The following is a 19,837-nucleotide window of genomic DNA, read 5'->3' as shown; positions in this document are numbered from 1 at the left end:
TGCTTAAGATTGCTGCGGCGGCACATAGCTCGCCACACCTAATGCGTCGGGCTGGGTGCGCGCTTGCTTGGCAAGAATGGCTTGCGGCGCGGTGTCTACCCGTAAGCCCATTTCGTCTTCCACACGAATGACTTCACCACGCAGTGAGTTGGCGAAGACATCGGTGATTTTGACATCAACGAAACGGCCGATCATGCGATGGTCACCGACAAAGTTGACCACGCGATTGTTCTCGGTACGCCCGCTCAATTCCATTGGATCTTTTTTCGATGGACCAATTACCAAAATCCGCTGTTCGGTGCCGACCATGCGCCGGGCGTGCGCGTGCGCCTGCTGATTTAAACGCTGTTGCAACAGTTGCAGACGTTGTTTTTTCGTTTCTTCACTGACGTCGTCAGGCAAATCAGCGGCTGGTGTGCCTGGGCGAGCGCTGTAGATGAAACTAAAGCTCAAATCGTAGTCAACGGCTTGAATCAAATCCATCGTCGCTTCGAAATCGGCATCGGTTTCGCCTGGGAAACCAATAATAAAGTCAGAAGACATCGCCATATTGGGGCGAACTTTCTTCAACTTACGGATCTGTGATTTGTATTCCAGAGCGGTATGACCCCGTTTCATCAAGGTCAGAATTCGGTCAGAGCCACTTTGCACCGGTAAGTGCAAATGATTCACCAACTCTGGAATGGTGGCATAGGCTTCGATAATGTCATCGGTAAATTCGACTGGGTGCGAAGTGGTGTAGCGAATCCGGTCGATGCCATCAATCGCGGCAACTAAGTGCAACAACTCAGCAAAGCGACAGACGCTACCGTCGAAGTGTTCGCCACGATAGGCGTTAACGTTCTGGCCGAGTAGGTTTACTTCGCGCACACCTTGCTCAGCAAGTTGCGCAATTTCGAATAAAACGTCATCTACGGGGCGACTGACTTCTTCACCTCGGGTGTAGGGCACCACACAGAAAGTACAATATTTACTGCAACCTTCCATGATGGAAACAAAGGCAGTTGGGCCTTCAGCTTTTGGCTCTGGCAGGCTGTCAAATTTCTCGATTTCAGGAAACGAGATATCGACCATAGGCGTGTGTTCAGTTTGCACTTGCTTGACCATTTCTGGTAAGCGATGCAAGGTTTGCGGGCCGAATACGATATCGACATAAGGAGCCCGTGCGCGAATATGTTCGCCTTCTTGTGAAGCCACGCAGCCACCGACACCAATCACCAGATCGGGATTTTTGTCTTTCAAGTTCTTCCAACGACCGAGTTGGTGAAACACTTTTTCTTGTGCTTTTTCACGAATCGAACAGGTGTTGAGCAGGATCAAATCAGCATCTTCTGGCTCTTCTGCTACGTCGTAGCCATGAGTTGCCTTCAGTAGATCAGCCATTTTGGCAGAATCATACTCGTTCATTTGGCAACCCCAAGTTTTGATGTATAACTTCTTGCTCATAAACTCGTTGTACTCACTTGCGTTGGTGTATCTCAAAAGGGACGTTATTTTAGCCTGTTCTGACCTTAACTGCCAACTTTGCCGCCGACTTCTGCTTTTCGTCGCGTGCGAATGGCAAGATACCCTGCCACGGTGATGATGGCCGCACCTGTTAACATGTGCCAAGTGATGGCTTCATCCCAGAACCAATAACCCATGAGTGCGGCAAACATAACCGAGCTGTAGGTAAAAACACCTACGCGTGCAGCGGGTGCGAGCGAGAACGCTTTGGTCATACCCAATTGTCCAGCAACAGCGAGTAATCCCATGATGCCTATCGCTAGCCAATGTTCCGCCGCTATGGGTTGCCCTAGCCATAGCAGGGGGATAGCTGAAACTACCGTTGAAATGGCGGCAAAGTAAAATACGATTTTACTTGAAGACTCGGTCGCCGACATTTGCCGAATCAAGGTTTTGGTAAAGGCCGCAAGACAGGCCGCAATAAAAGCGATGGCAACCACCGGCGATAATTTTGTTGCGGCTGGATTTAAAAAGACAAATACGCCAATAAAGCCGATGGAGATAGCTATCCAAGTTTGCGGCAAGACACGCTCGCCTAACCAAATTCGACCTATGATAGGTATTAAAAAAGGCGACAACAGTAGGACTAAAGTCGCTTGTGCAAGCGGAATGGTGGCGATGGCATAAAAGAACAAATACATTGCCGCGAGTCCGGCTAGGCCACGGCTCAAGTGAAAGCGCCAAGCCTTTGTTTTAAAAGTGCTTGGGCCTTTGCGCCAGAGCCACGGCAATAACACGACAAAAGTCATTACACTGCGAAAAAATACCAGTTGTTCTGAGGGCACGTCGGTGCTCAAATATTTCACCAGCGCACTGACACCGGCAAAACACATTTCTGCACCCAACACCAAAAGTGAGGCAATCACCACCGTGCGTTGAGGAGTTTCCATAACCGCCTTTATTAAGGAAGGACCGCATGAACCGTTATCTTATCACGATCAGTTTACTGACACTTAGCAATGTTTTTATGACCTTCGCGTGGTATGCACACTTAAAGAACCTCGCTGACAAGCCTTGGATTGTTGCCGCATTTTTGAGTTGGGGAGTGGCACTGTTTGAATATTTGCTGCAAGTACCGGCAAATCGTATCGGTTTTGAAGTGATGAATCTCGGTCAACTCAAGATTCTGCAGGAGGTCATTACGCTGACTGTATTTGTGCCGTTTGCTATTTTTTACATGAAAGAGAAGCTGACTTGGGATTATTTGTGGGCTGGATTGTGTATTCTTGGAGCAGTTTTTTTTATTATGCGAGCTAAGTTAACAGGATAAGGCTTAATGATGCACATTGTCATTGTTGGAGGCGGATTGGTCGGCGCGGCCGCGGCGGTTGCCGCAGCACGTCAAGGCTATCAAGTGACGCTACTCGAACGCGGCGCAGCACCTGATCACCAGCCTGTAAGTCAGGAGTGGGACTTACGCATCTCGTCGGTGCACCAGAAAAACGTCGAGTGGCTCGAACAGCTGGGTGTTTGGACGCAAGTCGACAGTGCTAAATATTTCAGTTACGCCGGCTTGAGTGTTACCACGCGCGACCGCCAAACGGTGGAGTTTGCTGCGGCCGACGTGGCTGCGCCTCGACTCGGTGTGATGGTTGAAAACGACGCCTTGGTGCGAGCCTGTTGGCAAGTGTTGCGCGAATTTGAGAACGTGACTTTACGCGCTGAAACTGAGATCAAAACTTATGAGCTCGAGTCGCAACACCTGCTCCTGAACAATGACGAGACGCTCTTATTTGACTTACTCATCGGTGCCGATGGCGCAAATTCTGCGGTTGCACGCGCTGCCGAGATAGGTATGCGTGGTTGGGATTACGATATGCGCTGCTTGCTCGCCATTGCCGAAGTCGAGCAGCCGCTAGCGGCTAAAACCTGGGAAGTCTTTCGCGCCGAGGGACCCTATGCGTTGTTACCGTTAAACGACCATTTGGCTTGTCTGATTGATTATCGCGCAGAGGCTGTGTGGAGTGATGCCAGTACCGAGCAGGTTGAGCAAGCACTCCATGAAACCTTTGCGCCGGTGCTCGGCGCTTTTACCCTGCAAAAGCATGCGAGTTTTCCGCTGCGCCGCCAGCGCGCATTACGCTACTTCGATTCTCGCGGTGTTGTCCTCATTGGCGATGCCGCGCATAGTATTCATCCGCTTGCAGGGCAAGGGGTGAATCTCGGTTTCGTTGACGTACAAACACTAATGAGCGCGTTGGCAGCGAGTGAGTTGCGAACTGCGTTGAAAACGTATGAAAGAAAACAAACTCTAGTGAATCAACAAATGATGCGCATGATGGATGCAATTCACTTTGGTTTCCGCAGTGAACATTTGCTGCCGCGCTTGGCCGTCGGATTAGGTTTGCAAGCGGTCGCGAAGATCAAACCGATTAAACAACAGATCATTAAAGCCGCTATGGGCTGGAGCTAACGATGAAGTGGATACTAATGACATTCAGTGCGTTGATTGTCAGCGGTTGTTCTGCCGCCGGTTGGTATTATGGTGCGCAAGATGAGCGCTTGGAACAGTGCCAACGGTTGCCAAGCGAAATGCAACGGATGGAATGTGAGCGTGAAGTGACGAAGACTTTTGCCGAATACACACGAGAACGCGAGCAAGCGCTAGACGAAAAAAAACCGCCAGGCGGCGGTTCTTAGCATTGTTGCGATCACCATGGATTAGATGGTGCGGAGGGAGGGACTTGAACCCTCACGTCCTTTCGGACACTAGCACCTGAAGCTAGCGCGTCTACCAATTCCGCCACCACCGCAACAAGCAGGGAGAGTGGCTGGGGTACCAGGATTTGAACCTGGGAATGGCGGGATCAAAACCCGCTGCCTTACCGCTTGGCTATACCCCAACTCTCGGAAAACAGCTTTTAAGTGGCTGGGGTACCAGGATTTGAACCTGGGAATGGCGGGATCAAAACCCGCTGCCTTACCGCTTGGCTATACCCCAACTAGGCTTAAAAACTTTGCCCTCATCGATGCGAAGTTGGTGCGGACGGAGAGACTTGAACTCTCACGCCGTGAGGCACTGGAACCTAAATCCAGCGTGTCTACCAATTCCACCACGTCCGCTCAGAGATTCGGTTGGTGGCTACGGCGAGATTCGAACTTGCGACCCCAGCATTATGAGTGCTGTGCTCTAACCAGCTGAGCTACGTAGCCATACCAAATTTTTTTAAAACTGCGCTCGGTGAGTGCGGCGCGTATTATGCAAATCAGGGGCTCGAGCGTCAACCTCTTTTTCGCAAAAATACGCTTTTGTTGGCGCGACTGCTCAAAAAAGCGTTTGTTTGGCTATTTATTCAACGCAAGCGGTTTTAAGGACGCATACGAATGTCTCAAAAGGCTTGTAACGGCAATCTTTAAGAAAAGTAGAAATGGCGCACCCGACAGGAGTAACCCGAGCCATACAGGGCTCTCGCCCTGTGGGCATGCTTGCATGTCCAAAACGGCGTTCCTGCCGTTTTGTCGAACCTGATGTTGGTATGTTGTTTTAATCGTGATACGTTCGATGCAAACAGCAACCAATTGACCGGGCACCGTGTCGGAACCAGTGGTAGCTATACATCGTTATGGGCTTACGATTATGCGGGTAATCAGCTCCAAAAAGAGACCAACACTTGGACCTATGGCGGTGATAACCGCGTACGCCGGCTGACACATTCATCAGGATTTTATTACGAAAACTGGTATGACACTAACGGGCAACGGGTCGCCAAGAGCTCAACGACGACCGAATGGCCCTTTTTGTATGGCCAAAGCGGTGAACTGCTGAGCGAAACCAAGAACGGGCCACATGTGAAAAGCTATATTTGGCTTGAAGGCGAGTTGGTTGCGCTTGTTTATAATGATGAATTGTACTTTGTGCACAACGACCACTTAGGTCGCCCGCACAAAGTGACCGATGACACGAAAGCGGTAGTTTGGGAGGCCGATTTGCAAAGCTTTGACCGCAGTATTGTGAGCTCTAGCATTGGTGCACTGAATATCGGCTTCCCCGGTCAATATTGGGACAACGAGAGCGGCACTTGGCAGAACTGGCATCGTGATTACGACCCAAGTACCGGGCGCTATATCCAGTCAGACCCGATTGGGTTGAGCGGTGGGATGAATACGTATGTTTATGTGGGTGGAAATCCATTACTATTCACTGACAAATATGGCTTATATGCGATTCGAGATATCATAACCATTTTCCCTGACGCGATTATGGCTGATCTTGATTTTTACAATAATTATCAAGATATGCGCAACGCAAATACTATCGGAGCAGATAAATATTTTCATTGCAAAGCGAACTGTCAAGCTGCGAGTAGAGGGCTAGGAGGACAAATTGAATCTATGATCGTCAGTGAGGTGCGAGAGCTGACTGATCAGTATCTCAAAGGGGACTCAGAGCAAGCCTGTAACGAAGATCGTGAGGCAAATGATTATGGTCGCAAACATGGCTCGAATAGCTCTTATGAAAGTTGTTCGGAGATTTGTAGTCCTTTTAGACCTCCGGGCCTTCCAGGTAAATATTAAGATTGATATTTATGATCATTTTTATCGTCATAGCACTTATTTTCGTCACCATTTTCTTATTTAGGAAAAAGACGCTTGCACGCAAACACGTTTTTTGGATTGCGTTGGGCCTTGGAATACTTCTTCTCTTAATTAGTTTATTTATCGCTTCGTTTGGGTATTTTGATATAGATAAATGCTTGGATAGTGGGGGACGGTGGAATTCTGATGCTAGTCAGTGTGAGTATTAGTATTATTTTAAACGTCAGTTCGAGTAATACAGGCTGGCTGATCTGATAAGTTCTGATATTGAGAGGACAGCCGAGTGTATTATTTTACGTGCTCACCAAGCGTTTATTATGAGAACTGGCATCGTGATTATGACCCAAGCACGGGGCGCTATATTCAGTCAGACCCGATTGGGTTAAATGGTGGTTTAAACACTTATGCCTACGTCGATAGCAATCCTTTGCTTTATAGCGACCCAGACGGTATATCTCGTAAAAAAATGGTTGGCGTTGTGTGTTTGGGGATGTCAGTTGGAGCGTTTGCTTTTGATGCTGCGGGAGTGCGAACTGCTGCCATGAACGCTTATGAAAACAATCCTTATGCTCGTGGGGTTGCAATGTTGGGTCAAGCTGTTGACGAACTCGGTTCAGCAGCAAATAGCTGTAACAACCTCGAAAGAAAAGTGGAATTACAGTTAAAGCAGAGCGAAATGAGGGATTTGTATCAGAAGATGAGTGTCGCTCACGCTGATTGGGCGCAGGCTAATAATTTTGACGCTGCATCTGGCACTCTAGGAGTTATGCTGGTTGTTGCGGTCGGGACATGTGGAAGCTTGCTAAGATGAAAAATCCATTGTCGCCATTTGGTACGTTTGTCGTGAGTGTGACCTTTTTTCTCGTTGCTTCACACTTTCTTTTGAAATATGCGGATGGCGCGCGGTTTTGGCTGCAACAAGAACTTGCGCCGGTAACTGCAGAAAGCCATACAATTTTGCAGGAAATGCTTGGGACACACTACATAGTTACTTCGGCTTCTAAACTCCATTTTTCGTCCAGTCCATATTATTTCACACCGTTTGATGCAGTTTATACCTGGCGAAAAATGACCGAAACTACGAGTTATCAAGCTTGCGCGCCGAGGTCGAGTTCATGTGTTCCCTTGGTGGTTTTTGATCCATTCACAAATGGTGCCGCAGGGTTTGAGTTTTCGGCTGAAATGATGAAACAAGGCTACCCGAATGGAAATGTGTACTATTGTATTGGTGGTGAACTGGCGATTGGCGCTGAAGCTATAAAGAAAGTTGAATTTAGTAATCGGCAGGTAACGATGTTTACGTTCTTAACACCCCGTGGAGACTATATGGTTCTCGGCTTGCCCGAAAAACAATTGGAAAAGTGGAGAGGTCGTTGTTCATAGCGCCTAAATACAAAAGAATATAAAATCAGTGAGGTGCGCTCCAGGCCAATAAAAATGTCGCACCCGCTAGGAGTGACTCGAGCCATCCATGGCTCTCGCCCTGTGGACATGCGAGCATGTCCATATTCGTATTCAATTGACGCGCGCAGCCGTTTACCAAGGCAACTTTTCGCCGTTGCTGTGACGAAAGCAGCCTGTGTTGGCGAGCGTTAGTTCGTTGATGCGTTGAACTAAGCGCGTGGCGGCCTCGGTTGCCGAAATGTCGCCGCGATTGCCGACCATGTCGGTTTGCACGTAGCCGGGGTGAAGCAGGGCAACGGCAATGCCTGCGTCTTTTAAATCGTTAGCCAACGAGACGCCAGCGGCGTTGAGCGCGGCCTTACTCATGCGATAGCCGTATTGGCCACCAGAGCCGTTGTCGGTCATTGAGCCCATTCGTGAGGTGATGAGAATGAGCTTGCTACCGTTCTTTAACAGAGGGCGCAGGGTACGACTCAGCTCGAGCGGCGCCACCGCATTCACGGTCAATTGGCGTTGGATACTGTCGGCTGCGAAGCTGTCGAAGTTGTCGCCTTCAAGGATGCCAGCGTTATTGATGAGAATATCAATGGGATCCTCTGCGAGGCGCGCGGCTAACAATTCGCGCGCTTTGGCGTCGGTGACATCAATCCCATCGATAATGGCAACGCCCAATTGTTCAAGTTCAGCAGAAGGCGTACGGCAAACCGCAGTGACCTCAGCGCCTTGCTGCTGGTACTGTTTGGCGAGTGCTAGGCCGATGCCGCGATTCGCTCCGGTAATAACGACGTGTTGACTCATGAAAACTCCTTCTATTGTTTCAATATGAATTAATTAATCAGATGCGCCCGGAATTCCGCCGCGGGTGAGCTTTTTCGGATCGAGTAATTGCTCGAGCTCAGTGCGCGATAAATCGGTCATCTCTTCCGCAACATCGATGACAGGGCGTTGTTCTTGGTACGCGCGTTTGGCAATTTTAGCTGCTTCGTTGTAGCCGATGACCGAATTTAAGGCGGTGACCAAAATGGGATTTCGCGCCAAGGCTTCTTCAAGTCGCTCATGATTGACACTGAAATCGGCAATGGCTTGATCTGCAAGGGCTCGCATCGCATTTGCACTCAATTCAATGGACTCGATGAGGTGATACGCAATCAATGGCAGCATGACATTGAGCTGAAAGTTGCCTTGTTGCGCAGCTGTGGCGATGGTTTGATAGCTCCCGGCGAGGTGGGCCGCAACCATGGCGACAGCCTCAGGGATCACCGGGTTCACTTTGCCGGGCATGATGCTGCTACCGGGTTGTAAGGCGGTCAGGCTGATTTCACCAAGCCCAGCTAACGGACCACTGTTCATCCAGCGCAAATCGTTGCTGATTTTCAGCAAGACAGCACCGCAACTATTCAGCGCGCCGGCTAATTGCAAACTTAACTCTTGCCCCGCAATGCCGGCGAAAGGATTATCGGCTGGGTAAAACTGTTGCTTGGTGCGGGCGCTCAAATGTTCACAAAACTTGCTGCGAAACTCACGCGGTGCGTTGATGCCAGAACCCACGGCTGTACCGCCCTGTGGCAGCGCCCGTAAGCGCTCACAGACCTCGTTCACATGCGCTTGGCAATGATGCAGTTGCGTGCTCCAGGTACGTAATTCTTGCGCCATGGTGATCGGCATCGCATCCATTAAGTGGGTACGACCAGTTTTGACGACGTCAGCCAAACTTTGCGCTTTTGCCTCAATGGTTTGCTGTAGATGCATAATGGCTGGCAGCCAAAGTTCCTGTAAAGCAATGACACAACTCACTTGAATAGTGGTCGGAATGACATCGTTACTGCTCTGGCTGCAATTGACATGATCGTTAGGGTGAACGTTGGGCCCCTTGTTACGCCGCACTGTTTCGGCCAACACTTCGTTCATATTCATGTTGGTACTGGTGCCGGAGCCAGTTTGAAAGATATCCAAGGGGAAGTGTTGCAGATCGGGAGTTCGGCTAAACGAATTGGCGGCCGCAGTGATGGCTTGAGCTTGTTCTTTGGTTAGCAGCTCCAAGTCTGCATTTGCTTGGGCTGCAGCGGCTTTGATATGAGCGAGGGCGGCAATGCTGCGGGCCGGAAAGCGTAGCGCGCTGAGCTGAAAGTTTTGCCGTGCGCGTTCAGTTTGTGCACGCCATAGCGCTTCTGCTGGTACGTCGATTTCGCCCATGCTATCTTTTTCGGTACGAGTGTTTCCATTGCTTGATTGAGTCGCCATAGCTGCTCCTTGATCTGTTGTATAGCAGTGCGCGTAAATTTTAAGACTTAATAGAAGCATGGGGTGCGGATGCGCAACTTTCAAATAGTTTTTGGTTTTTTGTTGCTACTACATCTGGCAGGTAACGCCGAGGCGCAAGCGCGCGAGGTGACTGTGACAGTGGTCGATGAGCAGGGGCAAGCGTTGGCTCGGGCAGTAGTATCGAGTCAGGTTGTCGGCTCGCAAACTCCAGCGTCAAGTACGGTCATCGATCAAGTTGAGCGACTCTTCGACCCCTTTATCTCCGTGGTTCAGGTCGGCGCTACCGTTAACTTTCCGAACAGTGACAATATTCGTCATCAAGTGTTCTCTTTTTCGCCAGCCAAACCCTTTGAGCTACCGTTGTACAGCAACATCGAAGCCCCCGCAGTAGCTTTTCCAAATGCAGGCGTGGTGGTGTTGGGCTGTAATATCCATGATCACATGCGTGCTTATTTGTATGTGTCCGCGCACCCGCAATCAGTGTTGACGGATGACAGCGGTCAGGCGCAGGTCACGGTTGCTGAGGGCGAGAGCGAAGTTAGGGTGTGGTATCCCGGACTGGGCAACGATCCTGCGGCCGAATTCAACGTTGCCGTTGCGGCGCAACAGACGCAGGTTCAAGTGCAACTGCCCGTTGCGAAACAGCAACAACAGGCTCCCGAACCGTCCGCGTTACAGCAACGCTTTAATCAGTTAAAGCAACATGTTCACTAGTTTCCGCACGCGACTTTTTATTCTCTTTCTGGTGCTTGCGGCCAGCGTACTGATTGCCACACTGGCAGCGGTTACAGTGGCTACCTCAAGTCAGGCAGAACGAACGGTCGAGCGTGAACTTGGAGTGAGTGAGCGGGTGCTCATCGAGCTGTTGCGGGTGCGAGGTGAGCAGTTGTTGCAAGCAGCGCAAGTGCTGGCAGATGACTTTGGTTTTCGTGAAGCGGTTGCGGTCGGCGATCGCGAAACGCTCATTTCGGCGATGGTCAATCATGGCGATCGCATCGGTACGCAGCTAATGGCGTTGTATCGTCCAGACGGCACTGAACTGGCCAGCACGCATGCACTTGATACCCAGCAAATGCTGGCACAACCGCGCGGTGTGCAGGTGATCGATGGCGGTTTGTATCAACTGGTCACAGTACCGGTAAGAGCGCCCGATTTGATTGCCTACGCAACACTTGGTTTCGTGGTGGATGACGCGCTAGCGTTGTCACTTCAACGTCTAACCAATGCCGATTTGACCTTTTATAGCGAAACCGGTCATTCGGTGTTTGCTTCAAGTCTCACCACTGAGCAACAACAAGGGTTAGTGGCTGCATTAGCTGCCAATAATCTCAGTCAATGGTTGGAGACTGTTGAGTTAGCTGCGCATGTAACGGACTTTAACGAAACCGGGTTGTTAGTCAGCACCTCGCGCAAAGATGCCGTACAAGGCTATGTTGAATTACGCCAGCAGTACCTCGGCTTTGGCTTGGCCGCGATGCTGGTAGCGTTACTTCTTGCTTTTATTACCGCGCGTTGGATTCATCGCCCCTTATCCGAACTGACCAAAGCGGCAAAACGGCTTGGCACAGGCGACTTTACTGCACCGATTCAGATCAAGCAGCGCGATGAGTTTGGGCGCTTGGGTGATGCTTTTAATCGTATGCGCAATGCGATTGCTGAGCGTGAAGAACGGATCTTGTACCAATCCAAGCACGATTTACTTACCGATCTGCCGAATCGCAGCGCCTTTCAGCAAACGTTTAACACGCGTATCCAAGCAACGGAAAGCGGGTGCTTGTTGGTCGTGAATATTCAACATTTCCGCGCCATTAATGACCGCTTAGGCCAGCGCTTTGGTGATCAGGTGTTACAAGAGGTGGCGCAACGTCTGCAGCGTTTGTTCCCCGAAGCACACCAATTTGCGCGGCTTGCTGGCGACGAATTTGTGCTTACTACCGAAAGTGCGGCGCAAGATCGGGTAAAACTTGATCAAAGACTTCAGCAGTTCGCGAAGGGACCATGGCAGATCGGTGGCACCTCGTATCGCCTCGAATTTCGTTGTGGACTGGTGTGCTACCCGCAACATGGCAGTGACAGCGATACGCTGATCCGACGCGCGGAATTAGCTGCTCATGCCGCCCATCAACAGAGTAGTTTGTGGTCTGAGTATCAAGCCGGTAGTGACGAAGCCTATTTGCGCCGCTTGCAAATTTTGCAGGCACTGCCTGAAGCTATCGAACGCCGCGATCTGCATTTGCATTACCAGCCGAAATTAGCCAGCGCTTCGGGTCAAGTATTAGGCGTTGAAGCCCTAGTGCGGTGGCAACATCAGCAATTAGGTGTGGTGCGACCGGATGAATTTATTCCATTGGCAGAGCAGTCGGGCGATATCCTGCGAGTCAGCCGCTGGGTGGTAGAGACGGCACTCAACCAACAGCAACTATGGCTCGAACAAGGCTACAAATTGCATATGGCGATCAATTTATCAGCGGTCGATTTGCAATCTGAACAGTTGGTGGAATTCATTCAAGCGCAATTACAACAACGCCATTTACCGCCGCAACAATTGACGTTGGAAGTTACAGAAAGCGCAGTAATGGCCGATCCGCAACTGGCGACTGCGCGGCTCCAGCAACTGCGCGCTATTGGCGTTAAAGTCGCCCTTGATGATTTTGGCACGGGTTATGCCTCGTTAGCGCAACTCAAGCAGCTGCCGATTGATGAGCTTAAGCTCGACCAGAGCTTCATTCGTGAGTTGCCGACGAACTCACAAGATCAAGTGATTGTTCACTCAACGCTAGCCTTGGCACATGCGCTCGGGTTGCAATTGGTGGCCGAAGGGGTAGAAGAGGCGGCCGCATGGCAACTGTTACGAGATTTTGATTGTGATACGGTGCAAGGCTACTATTTTAGCCGACCGCTGGCCGCACCTGAATTGATTCACTGGTTGCAGCAGCAGGCACCGCAGCTGCAACAGGCGTTGCAACAGAAAGAGAGTGAACAGCAACCATGAAAATGAGTAACTTATCGATGCTCGCTTTGAGCGTGTTCAGTTTATGCCATACCTCGGTGCTGTATGCCGATGATGGCAAGCTGCTTGCCACCGGTGCCGTAACCACGATTGAGGGCACGAGCGGCGGTGGAATAGTGCCGTGGGCGACACTCGCTAGCTATGCTGAAGAGGGCGAGTGGGGTGTCACCGTTAATGCAAACTTCGCCGATGTTGAGGACTTTCAACTGGGCGTGCAAAGTATCAACTTTAATTACGACAATCGCATTGAACTGAGTGTTGCCCAGCAGCGCTTGGGGTTAAACACCATTGGCGGCGATCTACAGCAAGACATTTACGGTCTAAAACTTAGGCTATACGGTGATTTAGTCTACGGCACGGCGCCGCAAGTGGCTTTTGGTATTCAGCACAAGCGCAATAAAACCTATGCTTTGCCTGAGGCGGTCGGCGCGCGCGACGACAGTGGTACCGATTATTATGTTAGCGCAGCGAAGGCTTGGCTTGCGGGTCCTTTTGATCGAACTTGGGTTGCGAATTATACGTTGCGTGCGACCAAGGCAAATCAACTGGGTTTGCTTGGTTTTGGTGGTGATGTCAATGACGATTACGACTTGGTCAGTGAGGCGAGTGTGGGCATGTTTATCAATCGGCAGTGGTTGGTGGGTGCCGAATATCGCCAGAAACCGGACAATTTAGGCTTCGCCAAGGAATACGACTGGCGTGATGTCTTTGTCGGCTGGTTTCCAAATAAGTCGGTGGCTGTAGTACTCGCTTACGTTGACTTAAAAAGTATTGCTGGCTTACCCGACCAAACCGGTGCTTACGTATCGGTACAAGTAAGCTTTTAGGAGGCAAGCAATGAAATATAAATTTTTGGCGTTAGTCTTTAGTTTACTGCTGCTCCCAGCACAAGCTAGCGACCTGTATCGTGCGCTAGGTGAAAAGCAAGGTATCGACGACTTAATGGCAAGTTTTGTGCTTGAAATCGCCGCTGATGAGCGCGTCATTGAGCACTTTGAAAATGTCGATATCGAGCGCTTTCATCGCATGATTAGTCAACACGTCTGTGAGCTGGTCGGCGGCCCGTGCGTGTATGAAGGCGCCAATATGATCGAGGTCCACACCGGCATGAACATCACCCGCAGTGAGTTTAATGCTATTGTTGAAAACTTGATTACGGCAATGGAACAACACCAGCTAGCGGTGAGCACACAAAATCAGTTACTCGCGATTCTAGCCGAGTTTCATGGTGAGATTGTTGGCCGCTAACGCGCAAAAGGTAGCAGTGATGCAGTCGAACATCCTCGTCAGTACCGAATGGTTGGCGGCGCACAGTGGGCAGCCACAAGTAAAGATACTCGATGCGAGTATGGCCAAAGTGGTGGGCAAAGAGCCGATCATTTATGACCCTCAGGTGTATCTGCCGGGCACTCAATTAGTGCAGTTAGAGACCGCGCTTACCGATACCACTAAGTCGCAGCCGAATGCCTTTCCAACTGCGGCGCAAGTGACTGCAAAGCTCCAGCAGTTAGGAATCGAGCCCGGCGACACCATGGTGCTGTACGATAACCAAGGCATTTATTCAGCACCGCGCGCATGGGTCGTGCTGCAGGCGATGGGATTTCATAACAGCGTAATTTTAGACGGTGGCTTGCCGCAATGGTGTGCAGAGGGCCGCAGCACAACGACGACAATCGCACCGTCGCGCGCACCAAGCAAGTTGCAAGCAAATCCCACCAGCGATAGCTGTGTGGTCTGGCAGCAGGTACTACAAGCGGCCACACAAGGTTCGAGCGCGATCCTTGATGCCCGTTCACAGGACCGCTTTTACGGGCGAAAAGCGGAGCCACGTAAAGGCATGCGCGCAGGCCATATTCCCAACGCAATAAGTCTCCCGTTTGCGAGTGTGTTAGACGGTCATTGCTATAAATCAGCAGAGGAATTGCAAAAACTATTTGCTGAACTGCTGGGGGAGGATAAGGAGCGAGCGATCATAACGACCTGCGGCTCTGGTATTACCGCGTGTATTTTATTGGTAGCTGCGCGTTTAGCGGGCTATCAGAACGTGCGCCTGTATGATGGCTCGTGGGCCGAGTGGGGCGCACGTACTGATTTACCGATTGCTTAAACGTTAAAGCGGAATAAGATAACGTCGCCGTCTTTAACGATGTACTCTTTACCTTCTTCGCGGCGTTTGCCTGCTTCTTTCGCACCTTGCTCGCCTTTACAAGCAATGTAGTCGTCAAAACCAATGACCACTGCGCGAATAAAGCCTTTTTCGAAGTCGGTGTGAATTTTACCTGCTGCTTGTGGTGCAGTAGCTCCCACCGGAATGGTCCAAGCACGGACTTCTTTTTGTCCTGCGGTGAAGTAGGTCTGCAGGTTTAAAAGTTCATAACCACCGCGGATAACGCGGTTTAAGCCAGGCTCTTCGATGCCTAGGTCGGCCATGAATTCTACTTTTTCATCGTCATCGAGTTCGGCGATTTCCGATTCAATTTCGGCACAGACAGGAACCACAATCGCATCCTCTTTAGCGGCAATTTCGCGAACCTTATCCAAATACGGGTTGTTTTCGAAGCCGTCATCGTTGACGTTAGCGATGTACATGGTCGGCTTTAAGGTGAGCAGGTTGTACGAGCGGATAGTGGCACGCTCGTCTTTGGTTAAGCTCACGGAACGCGCCATTTCACCATTCTCTAGGGCAGGTAACAGCTTTTCTAAGACCGCAATTTCTGCACTAGCTTGTTTATCGCCACCTTTGGCTTTTTTGCTTTGACGATGAATGGCTTTCTCAACGCTATCTAGGTCGGCTAGGGCCAACTCAGTATTAATAACTTCGATGTCCGATTGTGGGTCAACTTTGCCGGCGACGTGGACAATGTTGTCGTTTTCGAAACAACGCACCACATGGCCAATCGCATCGGTTTCGCGAATGTTCGCGAGAAACTGGTTACCAAGGCCTTCACCTTTCGATGCACCTTTCACCAATCCAGCAATATCGACAAATTCCATGGTTGTCGGCACCACACGCTGCGGATTGACGATTGCCGCCAACTGGTCGAGACGTGGATCTGGAACTGCCACTACACCGGTATTGGGCTCGATGGTACAGAACGGGAAATTCGCTGCTTCGATACCAGCTTTGGTGAGGGCATTAAACAAAGTAGATTTACCTACGTTAGGTAAACCAACAATTCCGCATTTGAATCCCATGTGCTTAGTCTCTCTGAGCTTTAAAACTGTGCAACTGTTGTTGGGCGGCAAGTAAGCCTTGGTCCAACAACACCTCGATACTTTGGCATGCTTGCGCAATGGTATCATCCATCAATTGTTGCTCTGTTGCTGGCGCTTTGCCAAGCACGTAGCCGGTCACTTTACTTTTGTGACCTGGATGACCGATACCAATACGTAAACGATGAAAATCAGGGCTGCCAAGCGCGGCCGTGATGTCTTTAATACCGTTATGACCACCGCTACCGCCGCCCGTTTTAAATTTCGCGACGCCCGGTGGCAAATCTAATTCGTCATAAGCGACCAGAATTTCTTCAGGCTGTATTTTATAGAAATTAGCTAGGGCACCTACAGCTTTGCCACTGCGGTTCATAAAAGTCATAGGCTGCAACAGACGCAAGTCCCATGCACCTTTTTGCAAGCGCGCGGTGGTACCGAAAAATTTGGTTTCAGGTTGGAGACTCAAGCCGTGCCGCTGAGCGAACGCGTCGACGAGCCAAAAGCCTGCATTATGACGGGTTTGGAGATACTCGGGGCCTGGATTACCCAGGCCCACAAGCAACCGAATGGTCGACATGACGACTTATTCTTCGTCTTTGTCTTCTTCTTTGGCTTCTTTCGCGGTTGGAACTTCAGCAGAAACTTCTTCTTCAGCTTCTGGCTCTTTCTCAACGCGCGGCGCAGTGATAGAAACGACCGCTTGGTCGTGGTCTTCACCTTTAGTTAACTCAACCAATTCAACACCGTTTGGTAGTTGTAGGTCAGTTAAGTGTAAGGTAGAGCCCAATTCTAGGCCTGCTACGTCTACTTCAAGATATTCAGGCAGATCTTTTGGCAAACAAGTGATTTCAACATCGTTCAAGTGGTGAACAACAACACCGCCTTCGTCTTTCACGCCTTTCGCCGACTTCTCGTTTAAGAAGTGCAATGGAATGTGCGTGTGTAACTTCTGACCCGCTTCAACGCGTTGGAAGTCAAGGTGAGTCAATTTCGGCTTGTATGGGTGACGTTGAACGTCTTTTAAGATGGCTTGATGCTTCTTACCATCAACAACGATCGTCAAAATGTGCGAATAGAAAGCTTCGTGATCGGCCATGTTGTTCACTTTGTTGTGATCAAGGGTCAATGACACCGCTTCTTTGTTCGCACCGTACAGGATTGCCGGTACTTTTTCTGCGCGACGAAGGCGGCGGCTCGCACCTTTCCCTAAGTCAGTACGCAGTTCTGCTTGAATAGTAAAATCAATAGTCGACATGATGGAGTGTCTCCGTTAAATAAAAATAAGCCGGTTATTCGCGACCAAATAACCAGCACTTTCCAAAAAATTGCAGGTCAATTTTAAGGGCGCGGAATAGTACCACCCGCGCCCAATAAATTCAATCAGTACTCGAACATTGCCGAGATGGATTCTTCGTTGCTGACACGGCGCAGGGCTTCTGAAAGCATGCCGCTGAGGGTAAGTTGGTGTACTTTATCGAGTGCTTTCATTTCTGGCGTCAATGGAATACTGTCGGTTACTACTACCTGATCAATGTTCGATTCGCGAATATTCTGCACAGCATTGCCCGAAAACACTGGGTGAGTGGCGTAGGCAAATACACGCTTAGCACCGTTTGCTTTCAGTGCGTCAGCAGCCTTACACAAAGTGCCACCGGTATCGATCATGTCATCGACGATAATACAATCGCGATCTTGGATATCACCGATAATGTGCATTACTTGTGATTCATTAGCACGCGGGCGCCGCTTGTCGATAATGGCTAGGTCGATATCGTTCAGGAGTTTGGCTACTGCACGAGCGCGCACTACGCCGCCGATGTCAGGTGATACCACAACTGGATTATGGAAATCCTGTTGCCGCAAATGTTCTAACAGCACTGGGCTACCGAACACGTTATCGACTGGCACGTCAAAGAAGCCCTGAATCTGTTCAGCATGTAAGTCAACTGTGAGCACACGGTCAACACCTACGCTTGACAAGAAGTCAGCAACAACTTTCGCCGTAATAGGTACTCGTGCTGAGCGGACGCGACGATCTTGGCGAGCATAACCGAAATACGGCATGACCGCAGTGATGCGGCCAGCTGATGCGCGGCGCAACGCGTCGACCATGACAATCAGTTCCATTAGGTTGTCATTGGTTGGTGCACAAGTAGATTGAATGATAAAAACGTCAGAACCACGCACGTTTTCGTTGATCATTACGCTGATTTCACCGTCGCTAAAGCGACCTACATCGGCTTCACCGAGTTTGATGTAAAGGCGATCGGCAATTTTTTGCGCAAGTTCTGGCGTGGCGTTGCCAGCAAATAGCTTCATGTCAGGCACACTAAACCTCAATTTTGGCTGGTTAGGTTGTCAGTTGAAGCCTGCCGAAGTAGCTGGCAGACCGGGGATTCATTTAGGCCTCGTGCGACAAATCCGGTCCATGGTGCGGGCATCCTTGCTAACGCAGCACGTGCCAATTCTTGACTCTCGAAGGCGCCATACAGACAGGCGCCGGTGCCCGTGAGCCGAGTTGGCGCGTATTCTACCAACCAGTCGAGGGCATTGGCAACTTCTGGGTACAGTCGGCGGACCAGTGGTTCAAATACGTTACTGGTTTGTTGCTGTTGCCAGTCGCCGAGATTGATCGGCGCGCAGTCACGCTTGAGTTCGCGGTGAGCAAACAATTCAGCGGTACTAATGTGTACTTTTGGGTCAACCACAAGATACCAAGGCATTGGTGGCGAGACAGGACTCAGTTGTTCCCCAACGCCTTCAGCAAAAGCTGCGAAGCCGCGCACAAAGACCGGCACGTCAGCGCCGAGTTGCAAGCCAATAGTGGCAAGCTCATCGACCGTCAGTTGCAGTTGCCACAAATGATTAAGCGCCAACAGGGTGGTTGCCGCGTCTGATGAACCGCCGCCAAGACCGCCACCATATGGCAGTATTTTATCGAGGATAATTCTGACACCTTGGCGCTGCCGCTGCTGCGCTTGCAACAAGCGAGCTGCTTTAACGACCAAATTGGCATCGTTGGCTAGGGCAGAATCGGAACACTGAAACTCAAGGCGGTCATCACCACGCAGCGTAAACGACAATTGATCGGCGATTTCTAAAAACTGGAACACCGTTTGTAACTGATGGTAACCATCAGCGCGGCGCCCGGTGATATGCAAAAATAGGTTGAGTTTTGCTGGCGCTGGAAGCGTTAGAGTTGCCATTTACGGATCCTCAGTTTCACGCGCCATTGACTATTTTCCAACTGGGTTTCAGTAGGCAATAGCAGCTGATTGTTTTGCCGTTCATATTGCGCCAGTTGTACTCGCCACAGCTGTTGTTGGTCGTTTACTTCGTACTCGGTTAAGACTGCTGCGGGTAAGTCTGCCTCGTCGAATAATTGAAAGCGCTGTGCCCGAGCTTGCGGCGGCTGCTTACCGAGCACGACTGTACGCAACAGGTTCAGCGGTAATTTAAGCGCAAACAGGCGTTGAATAAGGCTTTCGGCAGTTGCGCCATAGTACGCCTGACCGTCTTCATCGTAATACACCGCGCCGCTAGTGGTTTCTTCTAAGCGCGCAAGTGTGCCTTTGAGTGGGTGATAAAAACGCAAGTTTAAAACCGTGGGTGCTTGTTGCCACTCTAAGTACACAGCATCACGTTCGTCGGTCTGCAAGTTAAATAATGCGATTTGGCCCGTCAGCTGCCATTGCGTGATGGCGTCAAGCTGTTGTTGGTGACGGGCGACAGCGTTAGCATCGATTGCACTCATCGGAATTTCCGGTGGCGCGGTCGCGCAACCGCTCAGGAGTAGTATCGTCAGCAACAACAAGCGTGCTTTCATAGGTTTGTACCACCGTTGGTGTGCTTTTCATCATATCGCCTTTGACGTACAATTAGCGGCGTTTTGCTGTGCCAGAGGCC

21 protein-coding genes and 5 tRNA genes are annotated in these 19,837 nt (G+C 50.4%); 11 read left to right on the top strand and 15 right to left on the bottom strand.

Annotated features, from left to right (window positions below):
• Positions 1–3 precede the first annotated feature (3 nt).
• Both miaB and IDAT_RS07810 read right to left on the bottom strand, forming a co-directional pair.
• A complete protein-coding gene (gene miaB / locus IDAT_RS07815) occupies positions 4–1,446 on the bottom strand; it encodes a tRNA (N6-isopentenyl adenosine(37)-C2)-methylthiotransferase MiaB (RefSeq protein WP_034732539.1) in 1,443 nt (480 codons plus the stop codon).
• A gap of 65 nt (positions 1,447–1,511) precedes the next feature.
• On the bottom strand, positions 1,512–2,396 hold the full coding sequence (locus IDAT_RS07810) for a DMT family transporter (RefSeq protein ID WP_034732537.1): 885 nt from the start codon (positions 2,394–2,396) through the stop codon (positions 1,512–1,514).
• 26 nt (positions 2,397–2,422) lie between these two features.
• Between IDAT_RS07810 and IDAT_RS07805 the strand changes: the two genes are divergently transcribed.
• Genes IDAT_RS07805 through IDAT_RS07795 form a run of 3 tightly spaced genes read left to right on the top strand, consistent with a single transcriptional unit; the run spans position 2,423 to position 4,146 of the window.
• Entirely contained in the window at positions 2,423–2,776 is a 354-nt protein-coding gene (locus IDAT_RS07805) for a DMT family protein (protein WP_034732536.1), read from the top strand.
• 6 nt (positions 2,777–2,782) lie between these two features.
• A complete protein-coding gene (locus tag IDAT_RS07800) occupies positions 2,783–3,919 on the top strand; it encodes an FAD-dependent oxidoreductase (RefSeq protein WP_034732535.1) in 1,137 nt (378 codons plus the stop codon).
• A 2-nt stretch (positions 3,920–3,921) separates the two neighbouring features.
• Positions 3,922–4,146: a hypothetical protein gene (locus tag IDAT_RS07795; RefSeq protein WP_034732534.1), complete on the top strand. Its 225-nt coding sequence runs from the start codon at positions 3,922–3,924 to the stop codon at positions 4,144–4,146.
• A gap of 26 nt (positions 4,147–4,172) precedes the next feature.
• On the opposite strand, the gene IDAT_RS07790 is transcribed toward IDAT_RS07795, so the two are convergent.
• From IDAT_RS07790 to IDAT_RS07770, 5 genes are all read right to left on the bottom strand, one after another.
• A tRNA-Leu gene (locus IDAT_RS07790) sits at positions 4,173–4,259 on the bottom strand.
• A 15-nt stretch (positions 4,260–4,274) separates the two neighbouring features.
• Positions 4,275–4,349 (bottom strand) — tRNA-Gln (locus tag IDAT_RS07785).
• Between the two features lie 23 nt (positions 4,350–4,372).
• Positions 4,373–4,447 (bottom strand) — tRNA-Gln (locus IDAT_RS07780).
• A 37-nt stretch (positions 4,448–4,484) separates the two neighbouring features.
• Positions 4,485–4,569 (bottom strand) — tRNA-Leu (locus tag IDAT_RS07775).
• Between the two features lie 13 nt (positions 4,570–4,582).
• Positions 4,583–4,659 (bottom strand) — tRNA-Met (locus tag IDAT_RS07770).
• A 366-nt stretch (positions 4,660–5,025) separates the two neighbouring features.
• Here IDAT_RS07770 and IDAT_RS13560 point away from each other — a divergent pair.
• The 3 genes from IDAT_RS13560 (at position 5,026) to IDAT_RS07750 (ending at position 7,425) form a co-directional block, all read left to right on the top strand.
• Positions 5,026–6,021 carry an RHS repeat-associated core domain-containing protein gene (locus IDAT_RS13560; RefSeq protein ID WP_162178396.1) on the top strand — a complete coding sequence of 332 codons (996 nt, stop codon included), beginning with the start codon at positions 5,026–5,028 and terminating at the stop codon, positions 6,019–6,021.
• Between the two features lie 304 nt (positions 6,022–6,325).
• Entirely contained in the window at positions 6,326–6,853 is a 528-nt protein-coding gene (locus IDAT_RS07755; protein WP_034732531.1) for an RHS repeat-associated core domain-containing protein, read from the top strand.
• A complete protein-coding gene (locus IDAT_RS07750) occupies positions 6,832–7,425 on the top strand; it encodes a hypothetical protein (RefSeq protein ID WP_162178395.1) in 594 nt (197 codons plus the stop codon). The genes IDAT_RS07755 and IDAT_RS07750 overlap by 22 nt, the downstream gene beginning before the upstream one ends.
• 153 nt (positions 7,426–7,578) lie before the next feature.
• Here the strand turns inward: IDAT_RS07750 and IDAT_RS07745 are convergent, their stop codons facing one another.
• Positions 7,579–8,244 (bottom strand): SDR family oxidoreductase, encoded by a 666-nt coding sequence (locus tag IDAT_RS07745; protein WP_034732529.1) that lies wholly within the window; start codon positions 8,242–8,244, stop codon positions 7,579–7,581.
• A gap of 33 nt (positions 8,245–8,277) precedes the next feature.
• A complete protein-coding gene (locus IDAT_RS07740; protein WP_034732528.1) occupies positions 8,278–9,687 on the bottom strand; it encodes a class II fumarate hydratase in 1,410 nt (469 codons plus the stop codon).
• Positions 9,688–9,756: 69 nt separating this feature from the next.
• Between IDAT_RS07740 and IDAT_RS07735 the strand changes: the two genes are divergently transcribed.
• From IDAT_RS07735 to IDAT_RS07715, 5 genes are read left to right on the top strand one after another with little or no spacing between them, the layout of a single operon-like run.
• Positions 9,757–10,422 carry a cupredoxin domain-containing protein gene (locus tag IDAT_RS07735; RefSeq protein WP_051986654.1) on the top strand — a complete coding sequence of 222 codons (666 nt, stop codon included), beginning with the start codon at positions 9,757–9,759 and terminating at the stop codon, positions 10,420–10,422.
• On the top strand, positions 10,412–12,700 hold the full coding sequence (locus IDAT_RS07730; protein ID WP_034732527.1) for a putative bifunctional diguanylate cyclase/phosphodiesterase: 2,289 nt from the start codon (positions 10,412–10,414) through the stop codon (positions 12,698–12,700). Before IDAT_RS07735 ends, IDAT_RS07730 begins: the two co-directional genes overlap by 11 nt.
• Positions 12,697–13,545: a DUF3034 family protein gene (locus tag IDAT_RS07725; RefSeq protein ID WP_034732526.1), complete on the top strand. Its 849-nt coding sequence runs from the start codon at positions 12,697–12,699 to the stop codon at positions 13,543–13,545. Before IDAT_RS07730 ends, IDAT_RS07725 begins: the two co-directional genes overlap by 4 nt.
• Before the next feature lie 10 nt (positions 13,546–13,555).
• Positions 13,556–13,966, top strand: a complete 411-nt coding sequence (locus IDAT_RS07720; RefSeq protein ID WP_034732525.1) for a group I truncated hemoglobin — start codon at positions 13,556–13,558, stop codon at positions 13,964–13,966.
• Between the two features lie 19 nt (positions 13,967–13,985).
• Positions 13,986–14,825 (top strand): sulfurtransferase, encoded by an 840-nt coding sequence (locus IDAT_RS07715; protein WP_034732524.1) that lies wholly within the window; start codon positions 13,986–13,988, stop codon positions 14,823–14,825.
• On the opposite strand, the gene ychF is transcribed toward IDAT_RS07715, so the two are convergent.
• From ychF to lolB, 6 genes are all read right to left on the bottom strand, one after another.
• A complete protein-coding gene (gene ychF, locus IDAT_RS07710) occupies positions 14,822–15,913 on the bottom strand; it encodes a redox-regulated ATPase YchF (protein ID WP_034732523.1) in 1,092 nt (363 codons plus the stop codon). The two genes, IDAT_RS07715 and ychF, sit on opposite strands and share 4 nt — an antisense overlap.
• Before the next feature lie 4 nt (positions 15,914–15,917).
• Complete coding sequence (pth, locus tag IDAT_RS07705; protein ID WP_034732515.1) at positions 15,918–16,508, bottom strand: aminoacyl-tRNA hydrolase; 591 nt, start codon at positions 16,506–16,508, stop codon at positions 15,918–15,920.
• A 6-nt stretch (positions 16,509–16,514) separates the two neighbouring features.
• Positions 16,515–17,186 (bottom strand): 50S ribosomal protein L25/general stress protein Ctc, encoded by a 672-nt coding sequence (locus IDAT_RS07700; RefSeq protein WP_034732513.1) that lies wholly within the window; start codon positions 17,184–17,186, stop codon positions 16,515–16,517.
• A 125-nt stretch (positions 17,187–17,311) separates the two neighbouring features.
• Positions 17,312–18,259: a ribose-phosphate pyrophosphokinase gene (locus IDAT_RS07695; protein ID WP_034732511.1), complete on the bottom strand. Its 948-nt coding sequence runs from the start codon at positions 18,257–18,259 to the stop codon at positions 17,312–17,314.
• Positions 18,260–18,267: 8 nt separating this feature from the next.
• Entirely contained in the window at positions 18,268–19,137 is an 870-nt protein-coding gene (gene ispE, locus IDAT_RS07690) for a 4-(cytidine 5'-diphospho)-2-C-methyl-D-erythritol kinase (protein WP_034732508.1), read from the bottom strand.
• Positions 19,125–19,757, bottom strand: a complete 633-nt coding sequence (gene lolB / locus IDAT_RS07685; protein WP_034732505.1) for a lipoprotein insertase outer membrane protein LolB — start codon at positions 19,755–19,757, stop codon at positions 19,125–19,127. The genes ispE and lolB overlap by 13 nt, the downstream gene beginning before the upstream one ends.
• Positions 19,758–19,837: the final 80 nt, after the last annotated feature.

It is taken from the genome of Pseudidiomarina atlantica, assembly GCF_000753735.1.
In the GTDB taxonomy this organism is placed as follows: Bacteria; Pseudomonadota; Gammaproteobacteria; order Enterobacterales; family Alteromonadaceae; genus Pseudidiomarina; species Pseudidiomarina atlantica.
Note: the sequence above shows the minus strand (reverse complement) of the source record. Positions and strands in the feature narration are given on the sequence as shown.

What these genes read in the sequence shown, in the direction of transcription:
- miaB (WP_034732539.1), bottom strand. Translation starts at nt 1,446, where the DNA reads ATGAGCAAGAAGTTATACATCAAAACTTGGGGTTGCCAAATGAACGAG.
- IDAT_RS07810 (WP_034732537.1), bottom strand. Translation starts at nt 2,396, where the DNA reads ATGGAAACTCCTCAACGCACGGTGGTGATTGCCTCACTTTTGGTGTTG.
- IDAT_RS07805 (WP_034732536.1), top strand. Translation starts at nt 2,423, where the DNA reads ATGAACCGTTATCTTATCACGATCAGTTTACTGACACTTAGCAATGTT.
- IDAT_RS07800 (WP_034732535.1), top strand. Translation starts at nt 2,783, where the DNA reads ATGATGCACATTGTCATTGTTGGAGGCGGATTGGTCGGCGCGGCCGCG.
- IDAT_RS07795 (WP_034732534.1), top strand. Translation starts at nt 3,922, where the DNA reads ATGAAGTGGATACTAATGACATTCAGTGCGTTGATTGTCAGCGGTTGT.
- IDAT_RS07750 (WP_162178395.1), top strand. Translation starts at nt 6,832, where the DNA reads ATGTGGAAGCTTGCTAAGATGAAAAATCCATTGTCGCCATTTGGTACG.
- IDAT_RS07745 (WP_034732529.1), bottom strand. Translation starts at nt 8,244, where the DNA reads ATGAGTCAACACGTCGTTATTACCGGAGCGAATCGCGGCATCGGCCTA.
- IDAT_RS07740 (WP_034732528.1), bottom strand. Translation starts at nt 9,687, where the DNA reads ATGGCGACTCAATCAAGCAATGGAAACACTCGTACCGAAAAAGATAGC.
- IDAT_RS07735 (WP_051986654.1), top strand. Translation starts at nt 9,757, where the DNA reads ATGCGCAACTTTCAAATAGTTTTTGGTTTTTTGTTGCTACTACATCTG.
- IDAT_RS07730 (WP_034732527.1), top strand. Translation starts at nt 10,412, where the DNA reads ATGTTCACTAGTTTCCGCACGCGACTTTTTATTCTCTTTCTGGTGCTT.
- IDAT_RS07725 (WP_034732526.1), top strand. Translation starts at nt 12,697, where the DNA reads ATGAAAATGAGTAACTTATCGATGCTCGCTTTGAGCGTGTTCAGTTTA.
- IDAT_RS07720 (WP_034732525.1), top strand. Translation starts at nt 13,556, where the DNA reads ATGAAATATAAATTTTTGGCGTTAGTCTTTAGTTTACTGCTGCTCCCA.
- IDAT_RS07715 (WP_034732524.1), top strand. Translation starts at nt 13,986, where the DNA reads ATGCAGTCGAACATCCTCGTCAGTACCGAATGGTTGGCGGCGCACAGT.
- ychF (WP_034732523.1), bottom strand. Translation starts at nt 15,913, where the DNA reads ATGGGATTCAAATGCGGAATTGTTGGTTTACCTAACGTAGGTAAATCT.
- pth (WP_034732515.1), bottom strand. Translation starts at nt 16,508, where the DNA reads ATGTCGACCATTCGGTTGCTTGTGGGCCTGGGTAATCCAGGCCCCGAG.
- IDAT_RS07700 (WP_034732513.1), bottom strand. Translation starts at nt 17,186, where the DNA reads ATGTCGACTATTGATTTTACTATTCAAGCAGAACTGCGTACTGACTTA.
- ispE (WP_034732508.1), bottom strand. Translation starts at nt 19,137, where the DNA reads ATGGCAACTCTAACGCTTCCAGCGCCAGCAAAACTCAACCTATTTTTG.
- lolB (WP_034732505.1), bottom strand. Translation starts at nt 19,757, where the DNA reads ATGAAAGCACGCTTGTTGTTGCTGACGATACTACTCCTGAGCGGTTGC.